The sequence below is a fragment of the Paenibacillus plantarum genome (assembly GCF_013141695.1).
Lineage (GTDB): Bacteria > Bacillota > Bacilli > Paenibacillales > NBRC-103111 > Paenibacillus_E > Paenibacillus_E plantarum.
Window position 1 is genome coordinate 253,920 of sequence record NZ_WHNY01000075.1, and the last position, 24,041, is coordinate 277,960.

20 protein-coding genes are annotated in these 24,041 nt (G+C 46.2%); 17 read left to right on the forward strand and 3 right to left on the reverse strand.

The genetic code is table 11. The annotated features are described in order from the left end of the window. Window positions 1-43 precede the first annotated feature (43 nt). The 3 genes from grpE to dnaJ all read left to right on the forward strand — a co-directional run bounded on the left by grpE (window position 44) and on the right by dnaJ (window position 3,887). Window positions 44-607 (forward strand): nucleotide exchange factor GrpE, encoded by a 564-nt coding sequence (gene grpE / locus GC096_RS29115; RefSeq protein WP_246303037.1) that lies wholly within the window; start codon window positions 44-46, stop codon window positions 605-607. A 182-nt stretch (window positions 608-789) separates the two neighbouring features. Continuing rightward, on the forward strand, window positions 790-2,628 hold the full coding sequence (gene dnaK / locus GC096_RS29120) for a molecular chaperone DnaK (RefSeq protein WP_171635207.1): 1,839 nt from the start codon (window positions 790-792) through the stop codon (window positions 2,626-2,628). Window positions 2,629-2,753: 125 nt separating this feature from the next. Next, window positions 2,754-3,887, forward strand: a complete 1,134-nt coding sequence (gene dnaJ / locus GC096_RS29125; protein ID WP_216626306.1) for a molecular chaperone DnaJ — start codon at window positions 2,754-2,756, stop codon at window positions 3,885-3,887. A gap of 405 nt (window positions 3,888-4,292) precedes the next feature. On the opposite strand, the gene GC096_RS29130 is transcribed toward dnaJ, so the two are convergent. Next, window positions 4,293-4,460: a hypothetical protein gene (locus GC096_RS29130; RefSeq protein WP_171635209.1), complete on the reverse strand. Its 168-nt coding sequence runs from the start codon at window positions 4,458-4,460 to the stop codon at window positions 4,293-4,295. 264 nt (window positions 4,461-4,724) lie between these two features. Here GC096_RS29130 and GC096_RS29135 point away from each other — a divergent pair, with 264 nt between their 5' ends. The 6 genes from GC096_RS29135 (at window position 4,725) to GC096_RS29160 (ending at window position 9,729) form a co-directional block, all read left to right on the forward strand. Then, a complete protein-coding gene (locus GC096_RS29135; RefSeq protein ID WP_312886368.1) occupies window positions 4,725-6,452 on the forward strand; it encodes an alkaline phosphatase in 1,728 nt (575 codons plus the stop codon). Between the two features lie 83 nt (window positions 6,453-6,535). Next, window positions 6,536-7,213: an ABC transporter ATP-binding protein gene (locus tag GC096_RS29140; RefSeq protein ID WP_171635210.1), complete on the forward strand. Its 678-nt coding sequence runs from the start codon at window positions 6,536-6,538 to the stop codon at window positions 7,211-7,213. Next, window positions 7,210-8,418: an ABC transporter permease gene (locus GC096_RS29145; RefSeq protein ID WP_171635211.1), complete on the forward strand. Its 1,209-nt coding sequence runs from the start codon at window positions 7,210-7,212 to the stop codon at window positions 8,416-8,418. Before GC096_RS29140 ends, GC096_RS29145 begins: the two co-directional genes overlap by 4 nt. 12 nt (window positions 8,419-8,430) lie before the next feature. Then, the gene (locus tag GC096_RS29150; protein ID WP_171635212.1) at window positions 8,431-9,210 is read left to right on the forward strand and encodes a hypothetical protein; all 780 of its coding nucleotides are present in this window, start codon (window positions 8,431-8,433) and stop codon (window positions 9,208-9,210) included. A gap of 94 nt (window positions 9,211-9,304) precedes the next feature. Beyond that, window positions 9,305-9,454, forward strand: a complete 150-nt coding sequence (locus GC096_RS29155; protein WP_171635213.1) for a YfhD family protein — start codon at window positions 9,305-9,307, stop codon at window positions 9,452-9,454. Continuing rightward, complete coding sequence (locus tag GC096_RS29160; RefSeq protein WP_171635214.1) at window positions 9,454-9,729, forward strand: hypothetical protein; 276 nt, start codon at window positions 9,454-9,456, stop codon at window positions 9,727-9,729. The genes GC096_RS29155 and GC096_RS29160 overlap by 1 nt, the downstream gene beginning before the upstream one ends. Before the next feature lie 81 nt (window positions 9,730-9,810). Here the strand turns inward: GC096_RS29160 and GC096_RS29165 are convergent, their stop codons facing one another. After that, window positions 9,811-10,617, reverse strand: coding sequence for a glycerophosphodiester phosphodiesterase (locus GC096_RS29165; protein ID WP_171635215.1), 807 nt, complete (start codon window positions 10,615-10,617; stop codon window positions 9,811-9,813). 209 nt (window positions 10,618-10,826) lie between these two features. On the opposite strand from GC096_RS29165, the gene prmA reads away from it, so the two are divergent. From prmA to deoC, 5 genes are all read left to right on the forward strand, one after another. Beyond that, on the forward strand, window positions 10,827-11,801 hold the full coding sequence (gene prmA, locus GC096_RS29170) for a 50S ribosomal protein L11 methyltransferase (protein WP_171635216.1): 975 nt from the start codon (window positions 10,827-10,829) through the stop codon (window positions 11,799-11,801). A gap of 10 nt (window positions 11,802-11,811) precedes the next feature. Further along, a complete protein-coding gene (locus GC096_RS29175; protein ID WP_171635217.1) occupies window positions 11,812-12,483 on the forward strand; it encodes a site-2 protease family protein in 672 nt (223 codons plus the stop codon). Between the two features lie 123 nt (window positions 12,484-12,606). Further along, window positions 12,607-13,374 (forward strand): 16S rRNA (uracil(1498)-N(3))-methyltransferase, encoded by a 768-nt coding sequence (locus GC096_RS29180; protein ID WP_171635218.1) that lies wholly within the window; start codon window positions 12,607-12,609, stop codon window positions 13,372-13,374. Between the two features lie 6 nt (window positions 13,375-13,380). Beyond that, a complete protein-coding gene (gene mtaB / locus GC096_RS29185; RefSeq protein ID WP_171635219.1) occupies window positions 13,381-14,715 on the forward strand; it encodes a tRNA (N(6)-L-threonylcarbamoyladenosine(37)-C(2))-methylthiotransferase MtaB in 1,335 nt (444 codons plus the stop codon). A 132-nt stretch (window positions 14,716-14,847) separates the two neighbouring features. After that, complete coding sequence (gene deoC / locus GC096_RS29190) at window positions 14,848-15,528, forward strand: deoxyribose-phosphate aldolase (protein WP_171635220.1); 681 nt, start codon at window positions 14,848-14,850, stop codon at window positions 15,526-15,528. On the opposite strand, the gene GC096_RS29195 is transcribed toward deoC, so the two are convergent. Next, window positions 15,491-16,498, reverse strand: coding sequence for a Na/Pi cotransporter family protein (locus GC096_RS29195; RefSeq protein ID WP_171635221.1), 1,008 nt, complete (start codon window positions 16,496-16,498; stop codon window positions 15,491-15,493). The genes deoC and GC096_RS29195 overlap by 38 nt on opposite strands. A gap of 119 nt (window positions 16,499-16,617) precedes the next feature. Here GC096_RS29195 and GC096_RS29200 point away from each other — a divergent pair, with 119 nt between their 5' ends. The 3 genes from GC096_RS29200 (at window position 16,618) to addB (ending at window position 24,032) form a co-directional block, all read left to right on the forward strand. Beyond that, complete coding sequence (locus tag GC096_RS29200; protein WP_171635222.1) at window positions 16,618-17,991, forward strand: class I SAM-dependent rRNA methyltransferase; 1,374 nt, start codon at window positions 16,618-16,620, stop codon at window positions 17,989-17,991. Between the two features lie 440 nt (window positions 17,992-18,431). Beyond that, window positions 18,432-20,084 carry a transposase gene (locus GC096_RS29205; RefSeq protein ID WP_171635223.1) on the forward strand — a complete coding sequence of 551 codons (1,653 nt, stop codon included), beginning with the start codon at window positions 18,432-18,434 and terminating at the stop codon, window positions 20,082-20,084. A gap of 417 nt (window positions 20,085-20,501) precedes the next feature. Further along, window positions 20,502-24,032 carry a helicase-exonuclease AddAB subunit AddB gene (gene addB / locus GC096_RS29210; RefSeq protein ID WP_171635224.1) on the forward strand — a complete coding sequence of 1,177 codons (3,531 nt, stop codon included), beginning with the start codon at window positions 20,502-20,504 and terminating at the stop codon, window positions 24,030-24,032. Window positions 24,033-24,041: the final 9 nt, after the last annotated feature.

Below are 24,041 nucleotides of genomic sequence, written 5' to 3' on the forward strand. Positions count from 1 at the left end.
ATCGAGTATAACTCGTGTATTATGTTTAGGAGGTGAAGGACAATTGAGTACTGGAGATAACAAAACAGTCGAACAAGACATTGACACTACATACGCAGCCGATAACGAAGCAACGACTGGAGAAGCTGTTGCAGACGTTTCCGAGGAAGCTACAGTATCTAGCGAATTGGAACAGGCGCGTGTGCAAGCCGAAGAAAACTATCAGCGTTTATTACGCGTTCAAGCGGACTTCGACAACTTCCGTCGCCGTGCAAGAACGGAGAAGGAAGATTTCGCGAAATACGCTTCGCTAAAATTGATTGAGCAGCTACTACCGATTGTGGATAACTTTGATCGCGCGCTGTCTTCAAGCAAAGAGACGAAGGATTTCGACGCATTGGTGAAGGGCTTGGATATGACATACCGCGGTATTGATCAACTATTAACTGCTGAAGGGCTTAAGCCTATCGAATCTGTTGGTCATCCGTTCAACCCTGAATTCCATCAAGCCGTGATGCAAGTGGAATCCGAGGAGCATGAAGAAGGTATTGTCGTAGAAGAATTGCAAAAAGGCTACATCCTGAAAGATAAGGTCATCCGACCAGCAATGGTTAAAGTTAGCGTATAAGTCTAATTTTGCGAATATTGAATTCAGCCTGAAATTCCGGTGCTCACGTAGTTTACACTACGCTCCGCTCCTCATTTCCTAGCTTCTTTCAATCTTTTCGGTGCTGAAAACAAGACTAAAGGATCTTATTTCATTCTAAAAAACTAATGACGTTCCTATGGGACATAAGGAGGCATCTTTACATGAGTAAAGTAATTGGTATTGACTTAGGTACTACAAATTCTTGCGTTGCCGTTATGGAAGGCGGAGAAGCCGTCGTAATTCCAAATCCAGAAGGTAACCGCACAACGCCATCCGTTGTAGGTTTCAAAAAAGATGGCGAGCGTGTAGTTGGTGAAACGGCTAAGCGTCAAGCGATCACAAACCCAGACAAAACAATCAGCTCCATCAAGCGTCACATTGGTACGAACCACAAAGAGAACATTGATGGCAAAGACTACACGCCACAAGAGATCTCTGCAATCATCCTGCAAAAGCTAAAAGCGGATGCAGAAGCTTACCTTGGTCAAACAGTTACGCAAGCGGTAATCACGGTTCCTGCTTACTTCAACGATAGCCAACGTCAAGCAACGAAGGATGCTGGTAAAATTGCTGGTCTTGAAGTACTTCGTATCGTCAATGAGCCAACTGCAGCAGCACTTGCTTACGGTTTGGAAAAAACAGAAGATCAAACGATTCTCGTTTATGACCTTGGTGGCGGTACATTCGACGTATCCATCCTTGAGCTAGGCGATGGTTTCTTCGAAGTTAAAGCAACAAGCGGCGACAACAAATTGGGCGGAGATGACTTTGACCAAGTTGTGATGGATTACCTCGTTGCTGAATTCAAAAAAGAGCAAGGCATTGACCTTTCCAAAGATAAAGCGGCCGTTCAACGTTTGAAAGATGCTGCTGAAAAAGCGAAAAAAGAACTTTCTGGTGTTTTGACTACAACTGTTTCCCTTCCGTTCATCACGGTAGCAGACGGCGTACCTCAGCATTTGGAGTTGAACTTGACGCGTGCGAAGTTCGAAGAGCTTTCCGCTGGTCTAGTTGAAAGAACATTAGGACCAACTCGTCAAGCACTTCAAGATTCCGGTTTGTCCACAAGCCAAATCGATAAAGTTGTTCTTGTTGGTGGATCCACTCGTATTCCTGCGGTTGTAGAAGCGATTAAGAAATTAATCGGTAAAGAGCCACACAAAGGTGTTAACCCGGATGAAGTTGTTGCCCTTGGCGCAGCTGTTCAAGCTGGTGTTTTGACTGGTGAAGTGAAAGACGTTGTTCTTCTTGACGTAACACCACTTTCCCTTGGTATCGAAACAGCAGGCGGCGTATTCACAAAAATGATCGACCGCAACACAACGATTCCTACTACGAAATCACAAGTGTACTCCACTTATGCAGATAACCAAACTAGCGTAGAGATTCACGTGCTTCAAGGTGAGCGCTCCATGGCTAGCGGCAACAAAACACTTGGCCGCTTCATGCTAGGTGACATTCCTCCAGCCCCACGCGGCGTTCCACAAATCGAAGTTAGCTTCGATATCGATGCGAACGGTATTGTTAACGTGTCTGCTTTGGATAAAGGAACAGGCAAAAGCCAAAAAATCACGATCACTTCTTCCAGCGGTTTGAGTGATAGCGAAGTTGAACAAATGGTGAAAGATGCGGAAGCACATGCTGAGGAGGATCGCGCACGTAAAGAGCTTGTAGAAGCACGTAACGAAGCTGATCAATTGGTGTACTCCGTTGACAAAACGATCAAAGATCTTGGCGATAAAGTAGACCAAGGTGAGATCGACAAAGCGAATGCTGCGAAAGAGAAAGTCACAGCAGCTCTTGCTGGCAACGATCTTGAAACGATCAAAAAAGCAACAGAAGAATTGACTGAAGTCATTCAACAACTTTCTGTTAAATTATATGAGCAAGCTTCCCAAGATCAAGGCCCAGGTCCTGATGCTGGCGCAGGCGAAGCTCCTAAAGGCAGAGAAAATGTTGTAGACGCAGACTACGAAGTGGTTGACGAACCTAAGAAATAAACATATTCTAACTAAATAGAAGTTTAAAGAAGTTTTTTAAACACTGTTTGTTACGCATGGAACGTTAGAGTCAAAGCCCAATGGAGTTTCTCCACGGCTTTGACTTTCCGTTTGTAGTCTTGAACATGGGAGTGGAACAAGTGAGTAAACGTGATTATTACGAGGTGTTAGGTCTCGGGAAGAATGCTTCACAGGAAGAGATCAAGAAGGCTTACCGTAAAATGGCACGTCAATATCACCCTGACGTGAATAAAGCGGCAGATGCAGAAGATAAGTTCAAAGAAGCGAAAGATGCCTATGATGTTCTGAGCGATGATCAGAAGAAAGCGCAATATGATCAGTTCGGTCACGTAGATCCGAATCAAGGATTTGGCGGCGGTCAAGACTTCGGCGGCGGCTTCGGGGATATCTTTGATATGTTCTTCGGTGGCGGCGGCGGTGGTAATCGTCGTAATCCGAATGCCCCACAACGGGGTAATGATTTGCAATACACGATGACCGTGGAATTTAAAGAAGCCATTTTCGGTAAAGAAATGGATATCAACATTCCGCGTACTGAGAATTGCGATACATGTCATGGTTCGGGTGCCAAAGCAGGAACAAAGCCAGAAACATGTGGCGGCTGTCATGGTAGCGGACAACAAGAAGTGGTTCAGAATACAGCATTTGGCCGTATTGTGAATCGCCGCGTGTGTACGTCATGTAATGGTTCCGGTAAAATCATCAAAGAAAAATGCGGAACGTGTCATGGCGCTGGTAAAGTGAAAAAGACGCGTACTATTCACATTAAGATTCCAGCTGGTGTAGATGATGGCGCTCAACTTCGCGTTTCTGGTGAAGGCGAAGGCGGAACACGTGGAGGCCCGTCTGGTGATCTTTATGTTGTTATTCGTGTGAAAAATCATGAGTTCTTCCAACGTGAAGGCAACGATGTGTACTGTGAAGTGCCATTGACTTTCATGCAAGCGGCGCTAGGTGATGAAATCGAAATCCCTACGCTAACTGAGAAAGTGAAGCTCAAGATTCCAGCAGGTACGCAAACCGATACGTACTTCCGTCTGAAAGGCAAAGGCGTTCCGCATCTTCGTGGATTCGGTCAAGGGGATCAACACGTGAAAGTCATCGTGATGACACCGACGAATTTGTCAGAAGATCAGAAGGATTTGCTGCGTCAGTTCGGCAAGCAAAGCGGCGAGCATACGCATGAGCAAAGCCAGTCTATTTTTGAACGTATGAAAAGAGCCTTCTTAGGCGATTAGCAAACTAAAGCACCTCGAGTGCGTGGATGACAGATTTAATCTGTTCATTCACACGTTTGAGGTGTTTTTGCGTTGAAAAATCATTGGAGAATAAGATGTGAGGAGGTTTGCCCGAACCCTTGACCAGACACCTCTGACCAGACATCTCTCACCAGTTACCTCTCACCAGACACCCAGCCCTCCAGCCCTCAGCGCCCCTACCGCCATCTAACGGACATAGAAGACACTATTTGTTTAAAATCATAGTATTTGTAACGCTAACGGACACAGACGTCACTATTGGGGTGAAAATCAGCTTATAAGTGGCAATTTCGCCGAAATAGCTGCAACAGTGTCCGTTAGTTCTTGAAAAGGTGATCACTAACCGAATTAGCGTCTTCTGTGTCCGTTAGGAGATGCTTTCGACTATTGGGCGACCCGAATACATACCAGCCCCACCAGGTACCTCGTACCATCGCCCAGCATCGAGTATCCAGTATCCAGTATCCAGCATCCATCGCTAACCGCTAACCGCCAACCGCTCATCATCCATCGCCATCGCCCAGCACCAATCGCCAACCGTTCATCATCCATAGCCTAACCCCACCACCCATCGCATCATCCACTACCACCACCGTACCTAACGGACATTAGAAGACACTATTTGTTTAAAATCATGGTATTTGGAACGCTAACGGACAAAGACGTCACCAAACGAAAGCTCTCCTTCTCACCTCCTATTGATCATCCCTTAACAATTCCAACCCAATTTACAATACCTTCATATGGATTTGACGTTCTCCAAATCTACGAGGCTTATGCTAGGAAGGTGAAATACTATTTTTGGAGGGAAAACATTTGAAAAAAGCGTTAAAGCAAATAATGGGTTCAGGAATGGCAGTTTCCTTATTAACTCTAAGTTTAGCAGGTACAGTATCCGCTGCAGATTCAACAACACCATCAACAGTTCAAGCACCTCCTTCTAAAAATTTGATCGTTCTGATTGGCGATGGGATGGGGCCAGCTGAAGTGACAGCTGCTCGTTACTACGCGAAGAAGTTCCTGGGTAAAGACCGTCTGGAATTGGATGGCGGTTATTATGTGGGGAAAGCGACTACATATTCAGAAGCAAGTCCTTACACAACAGAGTCAGGTACGGTCACGGATTCTGCAGCTGCTGCGACCGCTTTTTCAACAGGAAATAAGACATACAACAATGCGATCAGTGTATCCAATGGGGATGTAGCTAAGCCGTATGCTTCTGTTATTGAAGCAGCGATGAAGCAAGGCAAAGCAACTGGTTTAGTATCAACTGACAATATTACGGGGGCAACTCCAGCTGTATGGGCGTCACATGTTCGCCAACGCAGCAACCAAAATGCGATTGCTTCGCAATATTTAAACAGTGGAGTCGATGTTATCTTCGGTGGAGGAAAAGTTAACTTCACGACGAAAGAGGACAAAGGTAAGCGTACTGACAAAAATATCATTCCTGATTTTCAAGCAAAGGGCTACCAAACGGCTTTTGATAAAAAAGGCTTAGATGCAATTCCAGTAACGGCAGGCAAAGCGCTTGGACTCTTCGCAGATGCCGAGATTCCTTATGTACTTGACCGTACGGATACGGTGCCGTCTTTACCACAATTATCACAAAAAGCACTCGATATTTTATCCCAAAATAAAAATGGCTTCGTCTTGTTAGTTGAGCAAGGTCGTATTGACCACGCGGGACATGCGAACGATCTTCCTGCGAATATTCAAGAGATGCTAGAGTTGGATGCGACATTCAAAACGCTAGTGGATTGGGCTAAAAAAGATGGTAATACATCTGTTGTCGTATCAGCGGATCATGAAACAGGCGGATTGTCACTTGCTAGAGACAATGTGTATGAATTGAATGTTGATTTGTTTAACAAACAGAAGCACTCTTATGAATACATCGATGGCATCTTGAAAAAAGCTCAAACTGCTGATGATATCCGTAAAATCGTAGCTGACAACATTGGCTTCACGGATCTATCTGATGAGGAAGTACAATTGATTCTGAACGGTGATGGTTCATCCTACGGTCGTGGTGGCGGTTATAATGCAGTCGTGTCGAAGCGTCTAGCAGTAGGTTGGACAGGGCATGGTCATACAGGGGTTGACGTTGGTGTGTGGGCTTACGGTCCGATCGCTGCGCTTGTAAAAGGTGATATTGACAATACGGATATTGCTAAAAGCGGTGCGAAAGTGATTGGCGCTGATTTAGCAGCCACAACGAAAGAGCTTCAAGATAAATATCTGTACCCGATGTTCAAAGTGACGCGTGATTCCAAAACGTTGTTTACGGCAAGATCATTAGCTGAATCCCTCGGAATTCAAGTAGCATGGGATGAAGCGACTGGTACAGTTACTTTTACAAAGGATAGTCAAAAGGTTTCCGTTCTAGTCTCTTCTGGAGCGATTACAGTGAACGGTACAGCGAGTGCATGGGTTGGTAATGTGGATAACGGTAAGTTGTATTTGCCGCTAGAAGCCTTTAATCAACTAACGGGAAAAACGTACACATGGGATTCCTTTAATGAGCGTATTGTGAAAAATTAATCTAGTGGAGCAGACGGACATGGGGAGCTCCTTCCCTGTGTCCTCTTTTCTTTTGGATTCGAATAGAAGCGAGGGGCTTTCGGATGATTAGTCTACAAGGAGTATCGAAATCTTTCCAACTGCATGGTCATAGTTTACCTATCTTGCAGGTAGCCCAGTGGCAAATTCAAAAAGGCGAAAGAATTGCACTGATGGGCGCGAGCGGCTGCGGAAAAAGCACGCTTTTACATCTGCTTAGTGGCGTCATAACGGCTGATCAGGGAGAGATTTGGGTTGCTGGTCGGCCCGTTCATCTCCTCACGGAAAGTAAAAGAGATCATTTCCGCGCGGAGAATATCGGTTATATTTTTCAGGATTTTCATCTCATAGCTTCGCTAACGGTTAGGCAAAATATTGAATTAATCATGCCTAACACCGGTACGAAGCAAGAGAGAAAGAAGATGCTCGATGATTGGTTGGAACGCGTTGGGTTGCAGGATCGTGGGCAGCATCTACCTTCCCAACTATCCCGAGGGCAACAGCAGAGAGCTGCCATCGTTCGGGCGTTAATCACCAAACCGCCCCTGCTATTAGCAGATGAGCCTACGGGGAGCTTGGATTGGGAAACAGCGAGCGAGATGATGACGTTGCTGCTGGATATTTGCAGAGATGAACAATTAACTTTACTGACAGTTACACATGATCGACATATCGCTGAGATGTTCCCCAAACGTGTGTATATGCAAGAACTGAACGAACTGCTTAGGAGTGTTTCGGTATGAAAGTAATATCCTTGCTATGGAGTCATATCTGGCACCGCAAAACCTTGTCACTCTTGACCATTAGCTCTGTGGCCATTACAGCAGCGCTTGTTGTATTTCTTCTGCTATGCAGCCAAGGTGTGGAGCAAGGTGCTGAAAAAGGTTATGGCCCCTTTGAAGTCACGATTGGCGCGAAAGGCAGCGCGTCACAGCTTGCTCTTAATACCTACTACCATATTGGTGCGCCGACGGGCAATATTCCTATCACTGTTCTCGATGATGTTCGAAAAAATGAATTCGTCGAGTCTGCGTATGCGATGACCACAGGGGATAATTATAATGGTTTTCCGATCGTTGGTATGGAATCCGGATATTTCTTAACTCGTTATGGTGCAACGAAACAAATGGCACATGGTAAGTTATACGGCAAGTTAGGAGAGACCATTGTAGGTTCCTATGTAGCAAGCTCTTTGGGTCTACATGTAGGAGACACTTTCGCAGGCGCACATGGGCTGATACAAGGTTTAGGGGAAGTAGAGGAAGATGGAGAGGAAGAAGAACATCATCATGCATTCACCTATACGGTAGTGGGTATATTGCCCCCATTCCATACATCGGATGATCGAGCAGTGTTTACTACGTTGGATTATGCGTGGGCTGTTCACGAAAGTCAGCCAACTAAAGCTAAAGAGATTACTGCGATCGTCGTTAAACCGAAATCACTCCTGGGTGCTCAGTCGATCAAAACGGTTTTCGCACAATACAATAACGTGCAGGCTGTTTATACAAGCAAGGCAATTGCTGATGTTGTGAATGTTGTTGATCAAGGGACACAAGCAGTGAAGTTCGTGACGATGATATGCATTCTGTTAGCGGCGGGGTCCATTTTACTATCGCTGACTGCTGCGGTACATGAACGAAAGAGAGACGTCGCACTGTTGCGACTCATCGGGAAATCTAAATATTTCATCTGGCTTTCGCTTATTGGTGAAGGAATTATTTTAACTTTGATTGGTTTGATGCTGGGGCTTGCTCTTGGACATATTGGAGGATTTGTGAGCCGTGATGTGGTCTTTGCCAATACAGGTCTACAAATACAGGCGTGGGCTTTCGTTCCAGGGGAATCTTTACTAGTCATAGTTACCTTGTTGATCGCGATTGTCGCGTCCATTGGCCCCGCAATTCAAGCTTATCGTGTGAATCCATTGCAATTATTCCGTTCTTGAGGTGACATGAGGATGAAAAATAGACATAGAATCACTGGGCTGAGTTTGTTCGCCTTGTTCGTTATCCTTTCGGGCTGTGGTCAAAAGGAAGCTGGGCTTACAGGGCAATCCTTCGGAAGTATCGTGTCGAATGTGGAGGCTGTTGCCTCTTCGATACCAAACGACTCTGTCTCCCCCAAGGAGACACCTTCAGGAAGGCCAAGCGAAACACCTGCTGCAACACCATTTGCAACGCCTATTGTGAATCCGAGCCCAAGCGCTGCTGTTCAAAAAGCTGCAGAATCTGTATCGCCCAATGCGGTTCCGTCCGTGCCTCCAACGGCTTCCCCACAGGCACAGATCGAGAGTGGTAAGCCCATAGCTGCAGAGGCAACAACTAAGCCTCCTGAACCTGTTACAACGCCTCCAGCGAAACAACAGCAACTGTCGAATGAGCTCAAATGGGATGAATTTTTCGATTCGGATAAGCAAGATACACCTTCTAATAAGTTTTGGGATTTGAATGGGAAAACCGTCCAGATCAAAGGGTTTATGGGGGAAGTACTGTCCTTCGATAAACATTGGTTTTTACTGATTCCTAAGCCTGGTGCCGAGTGTCCATTTGATAATGGCGATGAAACGTACTGGAATAAGATCATGATTGTATACGTGCCTGATTCAGTGAAACTAAGGTATACTTCCGGTCCGTTGCAACTTACAGGGAGGCTTGACGTAGGCATTAAACTTGATGAATCGGGTTACAAAACGATGTTTCGCCTATATGATGCTTCTTTTGAGAAAATAAAGGAGTAAACGTGATCTGGTCTTGCATAAAACAATATTCGTTCGCAAATGATATATGGGGCTATCATGAAAAGAAATTAGGAATAATTGGAGGTATGCGTACATGAATCAGAAGAATAACAATCAAGGACAAAGCGATCTGCCAGTTGCTAAAGAAGAGGATGTTGAATTTTCAGCGGAAGTAGCAGATAGAGATGACTTCGAAGCTGCTGAGCGCGCGCAAGCGGCGGATGATCGTCAGGAAGATCAGTAATGGCGGAAAGAGGGATTCTTGCCTATTTTCATTCACCGGAACAAGCGGAAGGTGTTGCTTCCAAATTAAAAGCCTTGCGTGCAGTGGATGTACAGGTTGATCGTTTTACGAATGATATCGGCAGTGGAATTGAGATGTCCATGGCGGACAGCATGATTAGTCAAGATCATGAGGTCGATGCGGTGGGACTTGATATTGTATTGGCTGCAGTCATTGACGAGAAGTGTTATGAACAAGCGATCCGCGTAATTGAAACAGCTGGCGGATCGGTTTAAACAATAAGCACCTGTTCCGTTGGACCTCAAGTTTCGGGGTCGACAGGACAGGTGCTTTTTAACTGTGAAAGTAGTGGGTAATTATTCAACACTCATCAAGTTGACGAGTTTATCCGGATAGTTCGTAATAATGCTGGACACACCAAGCGCCAACATCCGTCTCATCATCCGTGTATCATTAACCGTCCAAACATAAACTTCTTTATGGTTATTCTCGGCTAGCCTCATGAAAGATTCATTCACAAGGGGATAGGCCGCAGAAATGACTTCATAATCAGAGCTTTTCATTAGTTGTTCGAGACCATCTGTGTTTTGGCCAACGATGAGACCAGTCTTAATGGAGGAGTTAAGCGTTTTCACCCTATGCAAAAGCTCCGTATCGAAAGAGGTCACCGTGCATTCTTTTACAAAATCATGCGATTGGATAATGTCCACTGTTTTTTGTGCAAGCTCCACTACATGGCCATTATTTTTCAACTCGATATTTAGCTTCAAATGACCTTTGGCGAGTGAAATAACTTCATCCAGCGTGGGGACATGCTCATCTTTAAAATCCTTATGATACCAATTTCCTGCACTTGCTTGTTTGAGTTCAGTTGAGGTGACCTCCCACATGTTTTTGTTAATGCCAGTCGTCCTATATGCACTATTGTCATGCATTAGCATGACGACACCATCAGCCGTTTCTTGCACATCTAACTCCGCATATCCTGCGTGATTGGTGATGGCTTGTTGAAACGCAGCTAGTGTATTCTCAGGAGTAGTCCCTGAACTTCCGCGATGAGCTGTAACCTGACTGTAATTATCAGCCATCATGGTTTTGGTAGTCAGTGGCGCAATAAGTGCCATTGCAAGGAAAATTGGAAGAACCATAAGTGTTTTGCGCATAAGATGTCTCCGTTCTTACGATACATAATAATGATGACTATTTCAATGTAGCACCTAAGTGTTAGATCTGTGTTAAGAAAAATAAAAAAGCGCTTACATGAATGACTCCATTTTACCCCAGAAGCGAAGTGTAGTACAATGTTCTTTGTGAAAATAGACCTAATGGGTTCATTTTACATAGGGAATAACCGACAGGAGGAGCAATACCGATGCTTTGGCAAGAATTAACTGTATATACGACAGAAGAAGCGATTGAAATGATAACTAACTTTGTTCATGAATTGGGAGCCGGAGGTGTTTCCATTGAAGAATCCGGTACCTTAAATAAAGAGAGAGATACGTCGTTTGGTCAATTATACGAAACGCCATTTAACGATATCCCGGAAGGTAGAGCTGTAATCAAAGGTTACTTCTACCATGGCACCGACATGGAGCCCGTTTTGGCAAATTTGAAGGCGTCTGTGGAACAATTGGCGGATTTTGATATTGATACGGGGAATCCGACGTTTGAGGTTGTTGAAGTCGATGATGAAGACTGGGCGCATGCATGGAAAACATATTTTAAACCGATTCGCGTATCCGATCGCTTGACGATTAAACCTACATGGGAAGAATACACGGCTTCTCCAGGTGAATTAATCTTGGAACTCGACCCGGGTATGGCGTTCGGGACAGGTACACATGCCACAACGTCACTTTGTTTGAAAACGTTGGAGAAGGTACTTCAGCCAGGTGACGATGTGATCGATGTGGGAACTGGCTCAGGAATTCTTTCCATTGCAGCTGCTAAGCTTGGTGCGAAGCATGTACTTGCAGTGGATTTGGATCCCGTAGCGGTTACAAGTGCGTTGGATAATACGAAGCAAAATCAACTCGAAGAACAAATTACTGTGAAACTTAGTGATCTTCTTGGCGTACTTAAAGAAAACGAGTCCGAAGGGGATGCAGGATTAGGTGTTTCCATTCCTGTTCAGCTCGTTGTTGCGAATATTTTGGCTGAGGTTATTGTCATGTTCGTTGATGATGTGTACGAGGTGTTGCAGCAAGGCGGATATTACATAACTTCAGGGATCATAACGAACAAAGAAGCGGATGTAGAAAAAGCACTGGTTGCAGCTAAATTCACGATCGTAGAGAAAAACTATGATTCGAATTGGGTTGTGATCGTAGCTAGAAAGCTGTAGGTGTTGGCTCATGGGAGGCTTATTATTTTACGATTGGAGCACGTTGCCGTTTGTGATATTGGTACTTGTGCTTTCGTTTACGATTCATGAATGGGCGCATGCGTATAGCGCCTATAAATTAGGAGATGATACGGCTTATAAATTTGGTCGGGTTTCGTTGAATCCGATGGTCCATTTGGACCTTTTTGGGACGATTATGCTATTAATTGCTGGTTTTGGTTGGGCAAAACCGGTGCCTGTAAACCGTGGGAATTTCAAGCGTCCCCGCTTGTTTGGGATTATAGTGACTGCGGCTGGGCCGATTAGCAACTTAGTTTTGGCCTTTATTACTTTATTTATTTTTGCGCTATTCCAGAAATATGGGTGGCTAGATGGGATGTCCAAGGGAAGCGCAGATGCGATTGTTCTGTTCTTGCAGCTGATGTTGAAGATTAATATAACACTATTTATGTTCAATTTAATTCCAATTCCACCGCTTGACGGTTATCGAATTATTCAAGATTTGGTAAACCTCAGGTATACGGAGGCACTTCAAAAATTTGAACAATGGGCATCAGTCATTTTCCTCTTAGTTGTATTTATTGGCCCATTGCGTCGAGTTACATTAGATCCATACCTACGTTTAGGTGATGACATTATTAACCAATTTGCGATTGTGATTACTTCCATATTGGGCATGTAACCTCACCAGATAGTTCTATATGGATTTTCGGACTCAAACGAGGTATGATGGTGTGTGGAAGTTCTACCTACCACAAGCTGTTCAAATGAAGTTCACATGAACGAAGATAGAGAGGCTTTGACTATGCAACGTTATTTTCTTCCGCCCCAGCAGTTCCATCCTTCTACACAAACAGTCACCATTGAGGGTGACGACGCTCATCATCTAGGTCGCGTCATGCGAGCAGAAGTAGGAGATCAAGTGATCTGCAGCAATGGCGTGGATCGTGAGGTGCTCGTTCGGATCACTCATCTGGATAAGGGAGCTGTTACCGCGGAAATCGTGGAAGAGCTCGCGATGGATGCGGAAGCGTCAGTTGACGTATGGATTGCACAGAGCTTACCCAAAGGCGATAAGATGGAGCTTATTATTCAAAAAGGGACCGAGATCGGGGCAGCCCGGTTTCTTCCTTTTTTATCGGAACGAACCATTGTACAGTACGATGCGAAGAAAGAAGCTAAGCGCACGGAGCGCTGGCAGAAAATCGCGAAAGAAGCGGCAGAGCAAGCCCATCGCAACCGTGTGCCGCAGATTGAATCCGTCTACGCATGGAAGCAACTGTTACAACGGGCGAAGGAAGCGGATGTCGCTTGGATTTGTTATGAGAAAGAAGATGGTCAACAACTGAAACCTGCGATTCAGTCCGCGATATCAGCAGGGCAAATTGCACCAGGTAAGCAAGTGTTGATTGCGGTAGGCCCCGAGGGTGGATTCACAGAGCAAGAAATTAAGCAAGCTGAAGAAGCTGGCTTTCGCTCGGTTTCGCTGGGGAATCGTATTTTACGGACGGAGACGGCTGCAATGGTCGGCCTTACGTGTCTGTTCTATGAAACCGGAGAAATGGGAGGATAAGCGAAAATGGCAACGGTAGCGTTTCATACACTAGGATGTAAAGTAAACTTTTATGATACAGAAGCAATTTGGCAGCTTTTCAAAAATGAGGGCTATGATCAAGTCGATTTCGAAAATACTGCGGATGTCTACGTAATTAACACATGTACAGTAACGAACACGGGGGATAAGAAAAGTCGCCAAATGATTCGTCGTGCGATTCGTCGTAATCCAGAAGCAATCGTTGCTGTAACAGGCTGTTATGCGCAGACGTCACCAGCTGAAATTATGGCGATTCCAGGTGTGGACATGGTGATCGGGACGCAGGATCGTGAGAGAATCATTCCGCTTGTGAAGCAATTTGAGTCGGATCGTCAACCGATTAACGCTGTTCGCAACATCATGAAAACACGCACTTTCGAAGAATTGGACGTGCCTGATTTTGCTGATCGTACAAGGGCTTTTCTGAAAATTCAGGAAGGCTGCAACAATTTCTGTACCTTCTGCATTATTCCATGGTCACGTGGACTCATGCGCAGTCGGGAACCGCAAAGCGTAATTGCCCAAGCGGAGCAACTGGTTGCAGCAGGCTATCAAGAAATCGTACTCACAGGTATTCATACTGGGGGCTATGGCGAAGATATTGAAGACTACAGCTTGGCGAAGCTTCTGAAGGATTTGGATAAAGTGGAAGGCTTGAAGCGCATTCGGATTTCTTCGATTGAAGCTAGCCAAATTACAGATGAAGTGATTGACGTTCTGAAATCCTCGGACAAAATGTGCCGTCATCTGCATATCCCATTGCAAGCGGGGGATGATCAAGTGCTTGCGCGTATGCGTCGGAAATATACGACTGCTGAGTTCGCTCGTAAAATTGAGCGTCTGCACGAAATTATGCCAGACGTCGCCATCACGACGGATGTTATTGTTGGTTTCCCAGGTGAAACAGAAGAGATGTTCCGTGACGGTTACAAGTTTATGGAGCAAATGAAGTTCTCCGAAATGCACGTTTTCCCTTACTCCAAGCGGACAGGTACACCTGCTGCACGGATGGAGGATCAAGTGGATGAAGAAATCAAAAATGCGCGTGTTCACGAACTCATTGATCTATCTGAGAAAATGCAATTAGCCTACGCGCAGAAATTTGTTGGGCAAGTGTTGGAAGTCATTCCTGAACGCACCTACAAAGGCGCTCCAGATAGCGGATTGTATAGTGGTTATTCCGATAACTATGTGCAGTTAGTTTTTGATGGATCGGAAGATATGATCGGTCAAGTATGCCGTGTGAAGGTTACGGAAGCCGGTGTCAATGAAAGCAAGGGTCAACTCGTACGCATTCTTGAAGGCGTAGTGAATTTGTAAGTGAAGTTGCAAGGCAATTACCCACCTCTACGCGTGGTCGTTCCTTTTGAATGACTGCGATAGAGGTTTTCTCGATTACACGGGAGCTTAGGGATAAGGATGAAATGACTAAATCAGATGAGGTGCTTCATAATGACATTGAACGCGAAAGAAATTGCTAGTTATATTGACCATACGTTATTAAAAGCAGATGCAAGCACAGCGGCAATTCACAAATTGTGTGAGGAAGCTGCGCAGCATCAATTTTTCAGTGTGTGTGTGAATTCTCAGTTTGTGGCAACAGCTGCCAAAGCTTTGGAAGGGACTGGCGTTAAGGTTGCAGCGGTAGTTGGCTTCCCACTTGGCGCGAGCTTAAGTGAGGTTAAAGCGTTCGAAGCGGCAAAAGCTGTGGAAAATGGCGCTGCTGAAATCGATACCGTCTTGCCAATTGGATTGCTTTTGGAAGGACAACTGGATGCGGTTCGTTCCGATATCAAGCAAGTCGTGGATGCGGTAAAAGGTAAAGCTATCGTTAAAGTGATCATGGAAACAGGTTTCCTGAATGATGAGCAGAAAGCAACAGCTTGTCGACTTTCGGAAGAAGCTGGGGCTCATTTCGTGAAAACATCGACTGGTTTTGGACCTGGTGGAGCTACGGTAGAAGATGTTCGCTTAATGCGTCAACATGTATCCAGTACGATTGGCGTTAAAGCTTCTGGTGGTGTTCGCGATGTAGAGACAGCGATTGCGATGATTGAAGCAGGAGCAACGAGATTAGGGACTAGCTCCGGTGTAGCTATTGTGAACGGAACTCAAGGCGCTTCCACATACTAAGATAGCAGAGAGGCAGCGCAACTAGGGAGCCTACGATGTTGAAAATGGTTTGGGAACGGGCAATCTGTGAAGCGGCGTCATCAGCAAGTAGTCCTGAAAGACTAACGAGCACATGAATAAAAGGATAAAAGAGGATCGCGCCTCCCACATTCAGCAGCACATGCGACCAGGCGACATAACGCCCGGCGCGTGAGCTGCTCATGCCAGCGATCACGGCAGTGACACAGGTGCCAACGTTGGCACCGATGGTAATGGCAACCCCGAGCTCGACGGGGATAGCCCCTGTGGCGGCGAGACTCATCGCCATCGCTATGACGGCTGCGCTGCTGTGCACGAGCGCAGTCACCGCTGCGCCTGCGAGGATGCCCCAGAGCAGGCTCGTTTGCGCCTGGTGCACGAACCAGGCGAATAGACCGCGGGACTGCAGCGCAGGCCCGATGGTTTGCATGATCTCGATGCCGAGCAGCACGAGAGAGAAGCCAGCCACCGCCAGCGAGCCGTAGCGGACGCTGCGCAGCCATTGGCGGCCGCCGTGCCCAGCGGCGGTCTGATCTAGGCCAAGCCCTTGCGCTGCAGGCGGCAAGGGCCCTGCCAGCCAGCTCGCCAGCCAAACGCTGGCGCTGGCGATTAGGATCGGCACACCGATGCCACCCAAGCTGAGCCCGATCAGCTCAGTGGTGAGGCACGTGCCGATGTTCGTTCCGAGAATCACGCCTAGTGTTCTCGGGAAGGACAGGACGCCAGCGCCGACGAGGCCGATGGCGATGACTGTGATGGCGGTGCTGCTCTGCAGCGCCGCAGTGAGCACGGTGCCGGTGAGAAGACCGCGCACCGGTGTTCGGGTAAACCGCTCCAGCCACAGCTGGAGGCGGGGGCCAGCCCAGGTCTGAAGCGAGGTTTCCATTAGCTTCATTCCGAACAGAAACAAGATAAAGCCTGTAGCAACAGGCAAGATAATAGCATGAATCATGAGAAGTTCTCCTTTTCGTGAGCGTACGACGTTTTCAACCAATATATGTGACCGTAAAGACAAGCATGACAAGCCAGATGGTATAGGTGAACGGTTTCACGCAAAGGACGGCTAAAATAATGGCAGCAGTATTTTTACATAAGAAACGCAAACCCCGATTGGAGCAAGGACATCCGTGGGTGTATAAGAGTGAAATTGAGCGTACGGATGGGGACATTGTGCCTGGACAGCTCGTATCCGTTCAGAATCACCTAGGCAAATATCTGGCAACCGGTTATTACAACGAAGCTTCACAGCTTACGGTACGTATTGTATCGTATAGCCCGATTGAGGCGATGACGAAGGAGTTTTTCGTCGAAAGATTCACACGTTGTTTCCTACATCGCCAGCGCTTTGTGAAAGGAGCGCAGTCGTATCGTCTGGTATATGGGGAAGCTGATTTCCTACCAGGACTTATTGTTGATAAATTCGAGAACACATTGGTTGTTCAACTTTTGACTTTGGGAATGGACCTGTGCCGAGACCATATCGTGGAAGCGCTGGTACAAGTTATGAAGCCAGTAGGGATCTACGAACGAAGTGACGTTTCCATTCGTGAACTGGAAGGTCTGAAACAGACAAAGGGACTTTTGTATGGCGATTGTGCGAAGCATGTTGATATTTTAGAAAATGGCCTTCGCATTCGCGTTGATATTGAGGAAGGACAGAAGACAGGTTACTTCTTCGACCAACGTGAGAATCGAGCGGCGATCGCTCCTTTGATGACTGGCTGGGGTCACCGCAGCGGCATCAATTTGACGGAAGTCGAAGAGAATGGTGTAACGCAAATGCTCCCAGTAAACGCGAATGGCAAAGTAGTTACGTTTCCTCTGTGGGACGGCGCTTCGGTGTTGGAATGTTTCTCTCATACAGGAAGCTTCACACTTAATGCTTGTCAATTTGGAGCAAAAAAAGTAACGTGCCTCGATATCTCCGAGCATGCGATTGAAAGTGCGCGTACGAACGTTGCGTTGAATGGCTTCGAGGATCGCGTCGAATTCGTCGTCGCGGATGCATTTGAGTACTTGCGTACGCAGGTGAAGGGCTTGGATGAGCGCAAGCTTCGCTCTGTGGCTGGTGCAGCAGGACAGGTCAAAATAGACACCTCGAAGCCTGTAGGTTCAGGTGGGCGCACTTGGGACGTAGTTATTCTAGATCCACCGGCCTTCGCTAAGACCAAAAGTGCGGTAGAAGGGGCTTGCCGCGGCTATAAGGACATCAATTTGCACGGGATGAAGCTTGTGAATGAAGGGGGCTATCTCGTCACAGCAAGCTGTTCGTACCACATGCATCCAGAGTTATTCCTTGAAACGATTCATGCAGCGGCAACGGATGCAGGCAAGCTTCTACGCTTAATTGAGTTCCGTGGCGCAGGGATGGATCACCCGCGTATTCTAGGCGTGGATGAAGGACATTATTTGAAGTTTGCGATTTTTGAAGTGCGCAGCAAATAAAGGTGAAGTAAGCAAAGTCGGTTAATCTGGCTTTGCTTTTTTGTTGCGTAGGCAGAGGATTCATAGTCGAATTGTCTCACAAGTGTCCGATTTTTCTACTAGAATAAGTTCAGATTACTCTTCTGGCATCTATTAGTCCGAAAATGCCGAATTATTCCCACTGTCTGTTTCAAAAATTCTAAAATAGTCCTAAAAAGCCTAACTAAATCGACTCAAATAACTGTCACATGGGGAAAAATGGTAAATAGTTCGGCAGAATCGGACTACTGGACTGTTATTACAAGTAAATCTTGTATTAATTCGGATAAAGAGACTGTCGATTAATTCTCGAATTTCATCTCTCCAAAATCCCAATAAAATAACGTGTTTACTTCTGTTTTCTCTCTAATACTCCCTCATACATGGTATAATATAAATAGTTGTGAGAGGGGGCGTTGTTTTTGAAACAGATTCGTTACAAGCAGTTGGAGCAAATATCATTCGCCGACTTGGAAGTCTATTCGGTATTACCAGCTCATCCTATCTGGAGCCGAGCGGCTGAACTGCTCGACTTCAGTTTTGCGGATGAAATCTGTGCTCCGCTCTATTCTACTCGTGGACCAAAGCCTTACGCCCCTTCGTTAAAGTTAAAACTCCATATCGTACAACGCTATTACAATCTCTCCGACCGCGAAATGGAAGAGCGCGTTATCGGAGATTTGTTCATTAAGCGGTTTCTGGGTCTGCCGGTAAGCTTCATCGGATTCGACCACAGCACCATTGGCCTCGACCGCGAACGGATGGGGTCTGTTCTTTTTGACACTTGTCATCACCATATTCTTGCTCAAGCCAAACAAATAGGTTTGTGGGGACAGAATAAGGATATATGGCTAGTCGACTCGTTTCATACGGACGGACATGTGGCGCGGCTGTCGGCTTATCGTCTCATCAAGCAAGCCGTTCTTCGGGTAATCAATCACCTCAAACGTGCCCACAGCATGCTGTATCGGCAGCTTGGAATTGAATTGGACCTGCGGGTATTGACCGATAAAGTACCAGTCAATCCTACGCCAGAAGAAAGCGCCGTCTCGTTCAGCAAGTTGGTTGTCCTTGCTTATGGGCTACTATATTGGTTTGAGAAAGAAACCATTCGCTCCATGTTCTGGTCGTGGAACAATCGTGAACGACAGCTTGTTTCGCTGGAAAGACAAGGGATTCTGTTTCGTATCCTTTCCGAGAATACAGAGCCAGGTTATCCGGATGATCCAGATGGCACCTACAAGAAACGCCCTCGCAAAGAACGTCCGGCAGATCGGCTACTTAGTTGCGTCGATCCGGATGCGCGTGTGGCCAAGAAAAGGGCGAAAATGTTTGTCGGGGACAAAATTCAAGTGGTTACGTCGGCGACTCACAACATAGTGCTGCTTGCAGAGCCTATTGCTTGTAATGAGCCGGACGGAGAACAACTGCAAGAGCTTGTGAACACAATACGAGAAAGGCATCATGTTAACCCTGAAGCGGTTGTAGCGGATTCCGCCTACGGATATGGATGTCATCGCCAAGCCTTCACTACGGACGATATCACTTTGGTTGCACCACTCAAAACAGTAAACTCCAACCCTACCGGCTTGTATTCAAACGACTTATTTGTTTATGACCATGAGGCCAAAACCGTAACCTGCCCTGCTGAAGTGATGACGAGCAATGCTGTAGATAATCGTAAGATTGAAGGGAAACAGTATAAATTTCCTAAATTAACTTGCAACGCTTGTCCGTTACGTGAACAATGCACAGAGAGTGCCTCTGGCCGAACCGTCTTCATTAGTGACTACTACGAAGAGTTCCAGAGAGCCAAAGCATTCAATGAGACAGATGAGGCCGTAAGGTTGTTTATTATGCGAAATGCAGTTGAACGCAAGAATAACGAGATGAAAAACCATAACGGCCTCGGACACGCCCGCGTATACTCAAGAGAGAAACGCCGCACGTATGTGAAACTCGTGAGCATGGTCGTTAATCTCAAACAGTTTGTTAAACAAGAAAAACCGCTCGTGCTGGGATTCGTAAGAAAACGTCTCCCTAGTTCCCGTATGCCCGTTTCGCAAGTCATGTAGCAAATAAGGTAAAGAGAAAGCTTTATTACGGTACTATAGACCGCAAATTACCTTAACAATATTCTTAGTAGAGTAAATAAGTACTACTGGCTAAAATTAATCGACAGTCTCATAAATCGGACTAAAGCTACTCCCGACGAAGCGCTAATGTGATCAGGAGTGAAGTAGTTCCGTAATGTAGTGTTATAATGATCGAATTACAAAGTAGTTTCATAGAGTATTCCTTTTCGTTTTTTGCGTTCCATGCTATACTAATAGAATATACGTTCGCATATTGATCACCGATTAAACCCCTTAAATTCCCCTCCATCATCTACCACGCCGACTCATCACTAGAAATATGATAGAATAGAGAGATTGAATACGAGAATTGCTTACGAAGCAAGCTTTCCGACGGAAAGTGTTAGGAGGCCTTGAATGTCCATTCGATTCGTGATTGGTAGAGCCGGAAGCGGCAAGAGTGAACGCTGTCTAACGGAAATGAAAGAGCAGCTGGCATCGGCGCCTGAAGGTGATCCGTTGATTTTGCTTGTTCCTGAACAAGCTACATTTCAAGCTGAGCATGCACTGGTATCGGATCCAAGTATTCGCGGAATGATCCGCGCGCAAGTGTTAAGTTTTCACCGATTAGCATGGCGTGTTATGCAAGAAGAAGGCGGTACAGCGCGACTGCCTATAGATGATACAGGTAAGAAACTGCTGTTAACTAGCATTTTACATAAATACAAGGATAAACTCCGGCTCTTTGGTCATTCTGCTGAGCAAATGGGCTTTGTAGATCGACTAAATCAGCTCTTTACAGAAATGAAACGCTATTGTGTGACGGCTGAACAGCTGGAAACGCACGAGAATAAACGCGTAACTAACCTTGGTGAACACGGCTTACTGCGGGACAAAATGCATGATATTCAACTGGTGTATCGCCAATTTGAGGCAGAGCTTGCGAAGCAGTATTTGGACGGCGAAGATTACTTGACGCTGCTCGCAGAGCAAGTGCCGAACTCGGTTTATTTGCGTTCAGCGTCAGTCTGGATTGATGGATTTCATGGCTTTACGCCTCAAGAATTCAAGGTGCTTGGTGCCTTATTTGCTGCTTGTAAGCAAGTAACGATTACGTTATGTCTGGATCGCGAACTGCAAGCGGGGGATACCCCGGATGAATTGGATTTATTTCATCCCACAGCTACGACGATGGTACGTTTGCAAGATATGATATGGCAGCTTGGACTTGATGCAGCTGAAGTTATACATCTCGATCAAGAGCGTTCTCCACGATATGAGGATAGTCCAGCACTTGCTTATTTAGAGCAGAATTTCGATCGTCGAATCGGTGGTGGAGCACCGAAATATAAGCCTTCTCCAGGAGAGAAGATTGCCGACCAGCTCGTTATTAGGGAAGCAGTGCATCGTCGTGCGGAGGTTGAAGGCGCAGTGCGTGACATGCTTCAGTTAGTTCGGGAGCATGGTGTGCGCTGGCGTGAAATGGCGATCATGGTGCGGAATATGGAAGGGTATCAAGATCTGTTAAACATGGTACTTACGGATTATGAGATCCCTCACTTTTTCGATCAGAAGCGTTCAGTGCTGCATCATCCACTCGTGGAATTCATTCGCTCGGCGCTCGAGGTTATTCAGCATAATTGGCATTACGATGCCGTATTCCGTTGTATCAAAACGGATTTACTGCTCCCCCTTGATGCGACAACACAAAGAACTGAGTTAGATAAATTAGAGAATTATGTACTTGCATTCGGGATTCATGGTTATAGATGGACGGATGGTAAGCCATGGACGTATAAGTTTCGTGCCAATTTGGAGCAAGCGGATGATCAGGTAAATGAACAAACAGCGGAGCTTCAGGCTTTAAATACGAGTAAATCGTGGGTTGTTAGTCCATTGCTTGCGTTATCCAATCGCCTTTCACAAGCGCGTACGGTCAAAGCTCAGGTTGAAGCGGTTTATGAGTTATTGGTCACCGTTCAAGCGCCAGAGAAATTAGAAGCATGGACACAGCAAGCAACACGTGATGGTAAGCCAGAGAAGGCTCGCGAGCATGGTCAAATGTGGAACAGTGTCATGGATATGCTGGATCAATTGGTGGAAACCATGGGTGATGATGAACTTTCTTTGGAGCTGTTTAACGGCCTGATTGAAACAGGGATGGAAAGCATGAAGCTGGGATTAGTTCCGCCATCGATGGATCAGTTGCTGATCGGAAGTATGGATCGAACTCGCTCAAGCGGGATTCGGTATGCGTATATTTTAGGCGTGAATGATGGGGTTATTCCTGCGCAAATGGCTGAAAAAGGTGTGCTCACAGAAGCAGAACGCAGTGTTCTCATGGATTCGGGGTTGCCAATGGCGGATGGAAGCCGCCGAAAGTTGTTGGATGAGCAATTTATCGTCTATACATCGTTGACTGTACCTGGTAAGCGGCTTTGGATGAGTTATCCGTTAGCAGATGAAGAAGGGAAATCGTTGTTGCCTTCAGAACTGATCAGACAAATGCGACAGCTTTTTCCAGGTACGGAAGAACCTCTACTTCTGGCAGAACCTTCTGCAGAAGCTCCCGAAAGTGAGCAAGCTGCCTATTTGTCGCATCCGACACAGGCGATCTCTTATTTGGCTGTTCGTATGAAACATTGGATGCTCGGTGGCCGTATATCGGAGCTATGGTGGGATGCGTACAATTGGTACGCGGAACAACCCGTGTGGCAGACGAAACTACAATCGCTGGTAATGGCGTTGCAATATACGAACAAAGAGAAGGGGCTTACCACCTCTACGAGCAAAATGTTATATGGTCAGCACTTACGTGCCAGCGTCTCGCGAATGGAGAAATATGTAGCATGTCCGTTCTCGCACTTCATATCTCATGGCCTAAGGCTGCAAGAACGTCGTGTCTATCGTTTGGATGCTCCGGATATCGGTCAATTGTTCCACGCAGCATTGAATCAGTTCGTTCAAAAGCTGCAGCAGGACCAGCTAGATTGGGGTTCTCTTTCCGCCGAGCAATGTATGGAGAGGTCCGCACAAGTTGTGGATGAGCTCGCACCGAGACTTCAAGGAGAAATTCTACTTAGTTCAAGTCGATACGCATATATAGCCCGGAAACTGAAGCAAGTGGTAGGTAGGGCAGCAGTTATTCTCGGCGAACACGCCAAACATGGTCAATTTCAACCGCTAGGATTGGAGATTGATTTTGGGCCAGGCAAGGATTTACCATCGCTAACTTTTGAATTGGAAAACGGTTGTACGATGGAGATTATCGGACGAATCGACCGTGTGGATCGAGCGGATGGAGAGAACGGTGTGCTTTTACGAGTGATTGACTACAAATCCAGTCAAACAGCTTTGCAGCTTTCCGAAGTGTACTACGGATTATCCTTGCAAATGCTGACTTACTTGGACGTTATTCTTACGCACGCAGAGACATGGCTTGGTGCCCAAGCGAAGCCAGCAGGTGTGCTATATTTCCATGTGCATAATCCAATGCTCCAACAAAAGAATGCTCTTGATCCTGCCTCCGTCGAGAAAGAGCTGCGCAAACGTTTCAAAATGAAGGGTTTGATTACAGCTGATGCTGAGGTAGCTGGATTGATGGATGATGAGCTAATCCATAGCTCGGGGCATTCACAACTTATCCCTGTTGCTTTAAAGAAAGATGGGAGTTTTTACTCGACTTCATCAGTAGCGACGGACGAGCAGTGGGATACGCTGCGGACCTATGTACGCAAACAAGTAAAACAAATTGGTACGAACATTACAGACGGGCATGTAGATATTGCTCCTTATCGATTAGGGAAAAAATCAGCCTGCCAGCATTGCTCGTATACGTCGATTTGTCAAATAGATCCCTTATTTGAAGGGAATGAGATCCAAGTCTTTCGACCACGTGCGAAGGATCAAGTATGGACGGAGTTGGCTGCGCAGGTGGGCCAGTCGTGAAGGTAGAGA

What these genes read in the sequence shown, in the direction of transcription:
- dnaK (WP_171635207.1), top strand. Translation starts at nt 790, where the DNA reads ATGAGTAAAGTAATTGGTATTGACTTAGGTACTACAAATTCTTGCGTT.
- dnaJ (WP_216626306.1), top strand. Translation starts at nt 2,754, where the DNA reads ATGGGAGTGGAACAAGTGAGTAAACGTGATTATTACGAGGTGTTAGGT.
- GC096_RS29130 (WP_171635209.1), bottom strand. Translation starts at nt 4,460, where the DNA reads ATGGATGATGAACGGTTGGCGATTGGTGCTGGGCGATGGCGATGGATG.
- GC096_RS29140 (WP_171635210.1), top strand. Translation starts at nt 6,536, where the DNA reads ATGATTAGTCTACAAGGAGTATCGAAATCTTTCCAACTGCATGGTCAT.
- GC096_RS29145 (WP_171635211.1), top strand. Translation starts at nt 7,210, where the DNA reads ATGAAAGTAATATCCTTGCTATGGAGTCATATCTGGCACCGCAAAACC.
- GC096_RS29150 (WP_171635212.1), top strand. Translation starts at nt 8,431, where the DNA reads ATGAAAAATAGACATAGAATCACTGGGCTGAGTTTGTTCGCCTTGTTC.
- GC096_RS29155 (WP_171635213.1), top strand. Translation starts at nt 9,305, where the DNA reads ATGAATCAGAAGAATAACAATCAAGGACAAAGCGATCTGCCAGTTGCT.
- GC096_RS29160 (WP_171635214.1), top strand. Translation starts at nt 9,454, where the DNA reads ATGGCGGAAAGAGGGATTCTTGCCTATTTTCATTCACCGGAACAAGCG.
- GC096_RS29165 (WP_171635215.1), bottom strand. Translation starts at nt 10,617, where the DNA reads ATGCGCAAAACACTTATGGTTCTTCCAATTTTCCTTGCAATGGCACTT.
- prmA (WP_171635216.1), top strand. Translation starts at nt 10,827, where the DNA reads ATGCTTTGGCAAGAATTAACTGTATATACGACAGAAGAAGCGATTGAA.
- GC096_RS29175 (WP_171635217.1), top strand. Translation starts at nt 11,812, where the DNA reads ATGGGAGGCTTATTATTTTACGATTGGAGCACGTTGCCGTTTGTGATA.
- GC096_RS29180 (WP_171635218.1), top strand. Translation starts at nt 12,607, where the DNA reads ATGCAACGTTATTTTCTTCCGCCCCAGCAGTTCCATCCTTCTACACAA.
- mtaB (WP_171635219.1), top strand. Translation starts at nt 13,381, where the DNA reads ATGGCAACGGTAGCGTTTCATACACTAGGATGTAAAGTAAACTTTTAT.
- deoC (WP_171635220.1), top strand. Translation starts at nt 14,848, where the DNA reads ATGACATTGAACGCGAAAGAAATTGCTAGTTATATTGACCATACGTTA.
- GC096_RS29195 (WP_171635221.1), bottom strand. Translation starts at nt 16,498, where the DNA reads ATGATTCATGCTATTATCTTGCCTGTTGCTACAGGCTTTATCTTGTTT.
- GC096_RS29200 (WP_171635222.1), top strand. Translation starts at nt 16,618, where the DNA reads ATGGCAGCAGTATTTTTACATAAGAAACGCAAACCCCGATTGGAGCAA.
- addB (WP_171635224.1), top strand. Translation starts at nt 20,502, where the DNA reads ATGTCCATTCGATTCGTGATTGGTAGAGCCGGAAGCGGCAAGAGTGAA.